The 6,700-nt window shown below is 73.3% G+C and carries 6 protein-coding genes and 1 riboswitch; of the genes, 3 read left to right on the forward strand and 3 right to left on the reverse strand.

The window, feature by feature from the left end:
• From thiD to thiM, 3 genes are all read right to left on the reverse strand, one after another.
• Positions 1-989, reverse strand: a 989-nt coding sequence (gene thiD, locus B1729_RS19910; RefSeq protein WP_239539730.1) for a bifunctional hydroxymethylpyrimidine kinase/phosphomethylpyrimidine kinase, incomplete at its 3' end; no start/stop codon positions are given.
• Positions 986-1,666, reverse strand: coding sequence for a thiamine phosphate synthase (thiE, locus tag B1729_RS19915; RefSeq protein ID WP_163619286.1), 681 nt, complete (start codon positions 1,664-1,666; stop codon positions 986-988). The genes thiE and thiD, both read right to left, overlap by 4 nt.
• Positions 1,663-2,481, reverse strand: coding sequence for a hydroxyethylthiazole kinase (thiM, locus tag B1729_RS19920; protein ID WP_163619288.1), 819 nt, complete (start codon positions 2,479-2,481; stop codon positions 1,663-1,665). The genes thiE and thiM overlap by 4 nt, the downstream gene beginning before the upstream one ends.
• Positions 2,472-2,566, reverse strand: a riboswitch (TPP riboswitch). (Overlaps the previous gene by 10 nt.)
• A 64-nt stretch (positions 2,567-2,630) precedes the next feature.
• Between thiM and B1729_RS19925 the strand changes: the two genes are divergently transcribed.
• The 3 genes from B1729_RS19925 to B1729_RS19935 all read left to right on the forward strand — a co-directional run bounded on the left by B1729_RS19925 (position 2,631) and on the right by B1729_RS19935 (position 6,664).
• Positions 2,631-4,994 carry a DNA polymerase III subunit gamma and tau gene (locus tag B1729_RS19925; protein WP_163619290.1) on the forward strand — a complete coding sequence of 788 codons (2,364 nt, stop codon included), beginning with the start codon at positions 2,631-2,633 and terminating at the stop codon, positions 4,992-4,994.
• 3 nt (positions 4,995-4,997) lie between these two features.
• On the forward strand, positions 4,998-5,591 hold the full coding sequence (recR, locus tag B1729_RS19930) for a recombination mediator RecR (RefSeq protein ID WP_163619292.1): 594 nt from the start codon (positions 4,998-5,000) through the stop codon (positions 5,589-5,591).
• A 143-nt stretch (positions 5,592-5,734) separates the two neighbouring features.
• Positions 5,735-6,664 carry a DMT family transporter gene (locus tag B1729_RS19935; RefSeq protein ID WP_163619293.1) on the forward strand — a complete coding sequence of 310 codons (930 nt, stop codon included), beginning with the start codon at positions 5,735-5,737 and terminating at the stop codon, positions 6,662-6,664.
• The last annotated feature ends 36 nt before the right edge of the window (positions 6,665-6,700 follow it).

Below are 6,700 nucleotides of genomic sequence, written 5' to 3' on the forward strand. Positions count from 1 at the left end.
GCTGCCACTCCACTCGCCGCTGGCGCGTCGAGCGGAGCCTCCGGCGGCGGGGGCCCAGGCGGGTCGAGCGGAGCCTCCGGCGGCGGGGGCCCAGGCGGGTCGAGCGGAGCCTCCGGCGGTGGGGGCCCAGCCGCGAACCGCTGTTCGTGGAAGTGGTCGATCGGGCCGTTGCCCTCACCCACCCCCAGAGCGTCGGCGTGCGCGAGCGCGCCGGTGAGCCACGTCTTCGCGCGCACCAGGGCATCGGGCCACGTCGCACCGCCCGCGCGGAGGGTCGCCATCGCAGACGAGAGCGAGCAGCCCGTGCCGTGGGTGTTCCGGGTCGCGACGCGTGTGCCGCCGACCTCGTGGACCGCACCGTCGGCCGCCACGACCGCGTCGGGGCAGTCCGCGCCGTCGAGATGCCCGCCCTTGAGCAGCACTGCCGTCCCCGTCTCGCTCGCGAGAGCCCGCGCGTCGGCGAGTGCCTGCACCCAGGCTGTCGCCCGTGGGCGGCGGACGAGCACGGCCAGCTCCGCGAGGTTCGGGGTGATGAGATCCACCTCGCGCGCGAGTGCGCGCAGCGCCTCCTCGGCGGCGGGGTCGAGCAGCCGGTCGCCGCTGGTCGCCACCATGACCGGGTCGAGCACGACGATCGGCGGGCGCACGCGGTCGAGCCACTCCCGCACGGCGCCGATGATCTCGGCGGACTGCAGCATCCCGATCTTCACTGCGTCGATCTCGACGTCATCCGACACGGCGTCGAGCTGCGCGACGAGGAACGCCGTCGGCGGCACATGCACCTCGCGCACGCCGCGTGTGTTCTGGGCGACGAGGGCGGTCACCACCGCCATGCCGTAGCCGCCCAGCGCGGCGATGGACTTGAGGTCGGCGTGGATGCCCGCGCCGCCCGTGGGGTCGGTGCCGGCGATGCTCAGCACGCGCGGGATCGCGTGCCCGCGATGCGGCGCCTCCTCGACGGCGGGTTGCGCGACGAGCGCGCCGCTCACCGCGCCACCTCCTGGGCCTCGAGCGTGAGCGCGTCGGCGGCGCTGCGGAGGGCGCGCGACGCCGCAGCGGGATCGTCGGCTCCGCAGATCGCCGAGACCACCGCGACACCGGCTGCGCCGGCTTCCCGCAGCGGTGCGACGTCGCTCAGGCGCACTCCGCCGATCGCGACGCAGGGCACCCTCGTGCTCGTCGCGAACGCTGCGAAGCCGTCGATGCCGAGCGCCGGCGGGTGGTCGGGTTTGGTGGAGGTCGGCCGGATCACGCCGACTCCGAGGTAGTCGACGGTGCCGGAGAGCAGAGCGGATGCTGCAGCCCGGTGCTCCGGCGAGTTCGCCGTCCACCCGATGACGGCGTCCGCGCCGAGCAGGCGTCGCGCCGTCTCAGGCGGCAGGTCGGCCTGGCCGAGGTGGACGCCGTCGACGCGTGCTCCCGCATCGCGGGCGGCGACCGCGACGTCGACGCGGTCGTTGATCAGGAGCAGGCAGCGGCGGTCGACGACATCCGCCATCCGCACCGCCTGCCGCAGCAGTTCGCGCGCGCTGACGGACTTGGCGCGCAGCTGAACGACGTCGACTCCTGCGCCGACCGCGGCGTCGACGACGTCGAGCAGCCGGTCGAACGGCACGCGGTCGTCGGTCACGAGATGCACCGCGAGGCGCCCGGCGGTGCGGATCATCGAGCCGCGAGCGCGCCCGCGACGCGCGCATCGAGTTCGGCGGGCGCCGCTGCCACGGCGTCGAGCGCATCCAGGAAGGCCACGGCGAACGATCCCGGCCCCTCCGACCGCGCCGCGGCCCGCTCCGAGGCGACCGCGTAGAGGGCGGATGCCGATACCGCAGCCTCCAGCGGGGCGCACACACCGAGCAGCGCGGCCATCACCGCGCCGAGCGAGCAGCCGCCGCCGGTGACGCGGGTGAGGAGCGCGTGGCCGCCGTGGATCCGCACGATACGCTCGCCGTCGGTCACGAGATCTACCGGGCCCGACACGGCGACCACGCCGCCGGACCGCAGCGCGAGCGATCGCGCGGCGCCGGCTGCGGCATCCGTGCCGTCCGTGGCATCGACGCCGCGACCACCGGCGCCCTCACCGGCCAGCGCAAGGATCTCGGAGGCGTTGCCGCGGATGATCGCCGGACGGTGCTCGAGCAATTCGGCCGCGAGAGCCGTGCGCACCGGGAGCACACCGACCGCGACGGGGTCGAGCACCCACCGCGACGTGTGACGAACGGCCTCGCGGGCGGCATCGCGCTGCTCGGCGGTCGGGGTGCCGAGGTTGACCAGCACACCGTCGGCGACGCCTGCGAACAGTCCCGCCTCACCCGGGATGTCGCACATCGCCGGCGCCGCGCCGACGGCGAGGAGGGCGTTGGCGGTGAAGTTCGTCACCACCGCGTTGGTGATGCATTGCACCAAGGGCGAGGCCTCGCGCAGCGCCGTCAGCCCGGCGGCGGGGGAGAGGGTGGACAGGTGGTCTTCGGCGCGCGCGTTCATCGCGACATCCCTTCGCTCGCATGATCGAGATCAGGTTCGACGGGTGTCTTCTCAGCCCGCCGCGCGGGCACCCCGTGTCACTGCCGAGCAATCTAGCAGGCGGCGCGAGCGGCCACCGCGATGTCGGCACCACGCCGTAGGCTGGGGGAGTGACCACCGCCCTCTATCGCCGTTACCGACCCGAGTCGTTCGGCGAGATGATCGGGCAGTCGCAGGTCACCGAACCGCTCATGACGGCGCTGCGCAGCGACCGGGTCGGGCACGCGTACCTCTTCTCGGGCCCTCGAGGCTGCGGAAAGACCACGTCGGCGCGCATTCTGGCGCGCTGCCTGAACTGCGCCCAGGGACCGACCGACACGCCCTGCGGCGAGTGCGACAGCTGCGTCGAGCTCGGCCGCGGCGGCGGTGGCTCGCTCGACGTCGTCGAGATCGACGCCGCGAGCCACAACGGCGTCGACGACGCCCGCGACCTGCGCGAGCGGGCCGTGTTCGCCCCGGCCCGCGACCGGTTCAAGATCTTCATCCTCGACGAGGCGCACATGGTCACGCCGCAGGGCTTCAACGCCCTGCTCAAGCTCGTCGAAGAGCCGCCCGACCACGTCAAGTTCATCTTCGCGACGACCGAGCCCGAGAAGGTCATCGGCACGATCCGCTCGCGTACCCACCACTATCCGTTCCGCCTGGTGCCGCCGGCGGCCATGCTCGAGTACGTCGAGCAGCTGTGCGGGCAGGAGGGCGTCGACGTCGAGCGGGGCGTGCTGCCGCTCGTCGTGCGCGCCGGCGGCGGCTCCCCGCGAGACACGCTGTCGCTGCTCGACCAGTTGATCGCCGGCTCCGAGGACGCGAAGGTCACGTATGCGCGCGCCGTCGCGCTGCTCGGCTACACGCACGCCGAGCTGCTCGACGAGGTGGTCGACGCCTTCGCCGGCTCCGACGCCGCGGCGGCGTTCGCGGCGGTCGACCGCGTCGTGCAGACCGGTCAGGACCCGCGCCGCTTCGTCGACGATCTGCTCGAGCGCCTGCGCGACCTCATCGTCGTGTCGGCGACCGGTCAGGGCGCTGCCGCGGTGCTGCGTGGCGTGTCCGCCGAGGACCTCGCGCGCATGCAGCGTCAGGCCGACGCGTTCGGCACGTCGCGTCTCTCGCACATCGCCGACCTCGTCATCGCCACGCTCGATGACATGACCGGCGCGACCTCGCCCCGGCTCCAGCTCGAGCTCATGGTCGCGCGCGTGCTCGCGCGCGGAGCGGGCAGTGCGCCTGCGGCGGTGCCCGCGGCTGCGCCCACCGCTACCGCGACGCCCGCCGCCGTGAGTGCGCCGGCCGCCGCGCCCGCGCCCGCTCCCGCTGCCACGCCGACCACCGCTCCAGCGCCCACCACCGCGCCTGCGCCGACCACCGCGACACAGTCCGCGGCGCCGACCACCGCGCCCGCCGAGCCGGCGCCGGCCGGACCGGTCACGCTCGAGCGGCTGCAAGCGGCCTGGCCGCAGGTGCTCGGCCACCTCGAGAACGTCAGCCGCTCGTCGTGGATGCTCGCGTCGGGTGCGCGCACCGCAGCGCTCGACGATGACGTGCTGACGCTGGCGTTCGCCAGCCAGAGCGACGTCGCCAAGTTCAAGCAGCTCGCCGCTGGCAAGGGCCCCAGCGAAGACCTTCGCCAGGCGATTCTGGCTGTGCTCGGCATCCGTGTGAAGTACATCGCCCGTCATGATGCCGGCGGTGGGCCGGGCGGTCCCGCTGCGGGCAGCTCGGGTGACTCGGCGGGTCCCGCGGGCGGTCGCGCCGCGGCGGTTCCCGGGCGCCAGGAGCAGCGTGAATCGTCCGCAACGGAAGCGCTCGCGTCGCGGCGCGCGGCCTCCACCGCGCCGACCCCGTCGCCGCAGGCATCCGTGTCGCCGCAGGCATCCGTGTCGCCGCAGGCATCTGTCTCGCCGCAGGCATCCGCTTCGCCGCCGGCGCAGGCGCAGGCGCCCGCGTCGGCGTCCCGCGCCGCAGCACCCGGCGGCTCGACGGCCGGCCGGCCGGCGTCGGCGCGCGCGTCTCGCCCGTCGGCACACGCCGCGCCGTCCGCCGCCTCTGCTGCGGCCGCACCGGTCACCGATTGGGCCGTCGCCGCGATCCCCTCCGACGACGACGCTCCACCGCCCGACCCGGGCCCGGCGGCGATGCCTGTCGAGACGCCCGGCCAGTTCGCGGTCGACGACGAGCCCGAAGATGCAGCGGCCACGGCGACGCGCGTGGCGACATTGGCGCCGCCCCGCGAGGGCGACGTGCTTCCGCGCACCGAGGTCGTCCCCTCCGTCGAGCGCGACGACGACGAGACCGAAGACGACCAGCCGGATGTCGTCGCCGACGTCCCGGTGCCGCCGACGGTCGCACCGCCCCTGACTCCGGCGGTCACGACGCGCAATGGCGGCGTGCAGCGCTACGGCGAGGCGGTGGTGCGCCAGGTGCTCGGAGCCACGTTCCTGCGCGAGGAGCCCTACGAGCCGCCGACGAGGTTCAGCTAGCCCATGTACGACGGCATCGTCCAAGACCTCATCGACGAATTCGGCCGCCTGCCCGGGATCGGTCCCAAGTCGGCGCAGCGCATCGCGTTCCACATCCTGCAGACGCCCAACTTCGACGTGTCGCATCTCGCCGAGCTGCTCAGTGTGGTGCGCGAGCGCGTGCGCTTCTGCGAGGTGTGCGGCAACGTCTCCGAGCAGGAGCGGTGCTCGATCTGCCGCGACCCGCGCCGCAACCAGACGCTCGTCTGCGTCGTGGAAGATGCGAAGGACGTCGCCGCGATCGAGCGAACGCGGGAGTTCCGAGGGCTGTACCACGTCCTCGGCGGCGCCATCAGCCCGATCGCCGGCGTCGGCCCCGACGACCTGCGCATCACGCAGCTCATGCAGCGGCTCGCCGACGGCACGGTGCAGGAGGTCATCCTCGCGACGAACCCGAATCTCGAGGGTGAGGCGACGGCGACCTACTTGAGCCGGCTGCTGCGCACACTCGAGATCTCGGTCACGCGTCTGGCATCGGGCCTGCCGGTCGGCGGCGACCTCGAGTACGCCGACGAGGTCACGCTCGGCCGCGCGTTCGAAGGACGACGGTCGGTCTGACCCGGGAGGATGTCGGAACTCCGCCGTAGATTGGCGGTCGGCCGCCTCGCCCTCCACCGCTCGGTCGCCCGAAGCTGGAATACCGAGCGTCGGGGCCGGGCGATCTGCGCACCGGCCTCCATCCCTTCACGGAGAGGCACCAAATGAACTCCTCGCAGCGCTTCGACACGCGTGCGTGGCTGCTGTTCGCCGCGATGGCGGTGCTGTGGGGCATCCCGTATCTGTTCATCAGCATCGCCGTGGAGTCGTACTCGCCCGCCGCGGTGGTGGCGGGCCGCACGCTCCTCGGCGCGCTGCTGCTGCTGCCGTTCGCCATCCGGCAGAAGGCGCTGCGCCCCGCGTTCGCGAAGATCGGCTGGGTGCTGGTGTTCGGTGCCATCGAGATGGCCGGGCCCTTCCTCCTCCTCGGACATGCCGAGCAGACGCTGCCGTCCGGGCTGACCGGCCTCCTCGTGGCGACCGTCCCGCTGTTCGCCGCGATCATCGCGTTCGGCGGCGGCGACCGCTCGGTGCTGAGCCCCGCCCGCAGCATCGGGCTCTTCATCGGCTTCATCGGGGTGTTCGTGATCGTGGCGGGTCCGGGGCTCTCCATCGAGGGCGGCGCTGGGCTCATCGCGGTCGGCGAGGTGCTCCTGGTCGCCCTGCTCTACGCCATCGCACCGTTCGTCATCGCGACCAAGCTGCGTGATGTGCCGTCCCTCGGCTCGATCACCCTCGCCCTCCTAGCGGTCGGCATCTTCTACACGCCGATCGCGTTCCTCACCCAGCACCAGGTGCCGACGATCGAGGGCACCGTGTCGCTCATCGCGCTCGCGGTGCTGTGCACCGCTCTCGCGTTCATCACCTTCTTCGCGCTGATCGCACGCGTCGGTCCGGTGCGCGCGCCCCTGTTCACCTACGTCAACCCGGTCGTGGCGATCGTGCTCGGCACCCTCATCCTCGGCGAGCCGCTGACACTCGGCCTCCTGATCGGCTTCCCGCTGGTCGTCGCCGGGTGCTGGCTCGCCGCCACCGGCGGCGTCGTGCGAGCCCGCAAGCCCGTGGCCGACCTGCCGCCGATCGGGCCGAGGTGATCGTGCCGCCGCGACCCGCGACCCGCGGCATCCGTC

Origin of the sequence: Microbacterium sp. B35-04 (assembly GCF_010634885.1) — a bacterium.
Taxonomy (GTDB): Bacteria; Actinomycetota; Actinomycetes; order Actinomycetales; family Microbacteriaceae; genus Microbacterium.

What these genes read in the sequence shown, in the direction of transcription:
- thiE (WP_163619286.1), bottom strand. Translation starts at nt 1,666, where the DNA reads ATGATCCGCACCGCCGGGCGCCTCGCGGTGCATCTCGTGACCGACGAC.
- thiM (WP_163619288.1), bottom strand. Translation starts at nt 2,481, where the DNA reads ATGAACGCGCGCGCCGAAGACCACCTGTCCACCCTCTCCCCCGCCGCC.
- recR (WP_163619292.1), top strand. Translation starts at nt 4,998, where the DNA reads ATGTACGACGGCATCGTCCAAGACCTCATCGACGAATTCGGCCGCCTG.
- B1729_RS19935 (WP_163619293.1), top strand. Translation starts at nt 5,735, where the DNA reads ATGAACTCCTCGCAGCGCTTCGACACGCGTGCGTGGCTGCTGTTCGCC.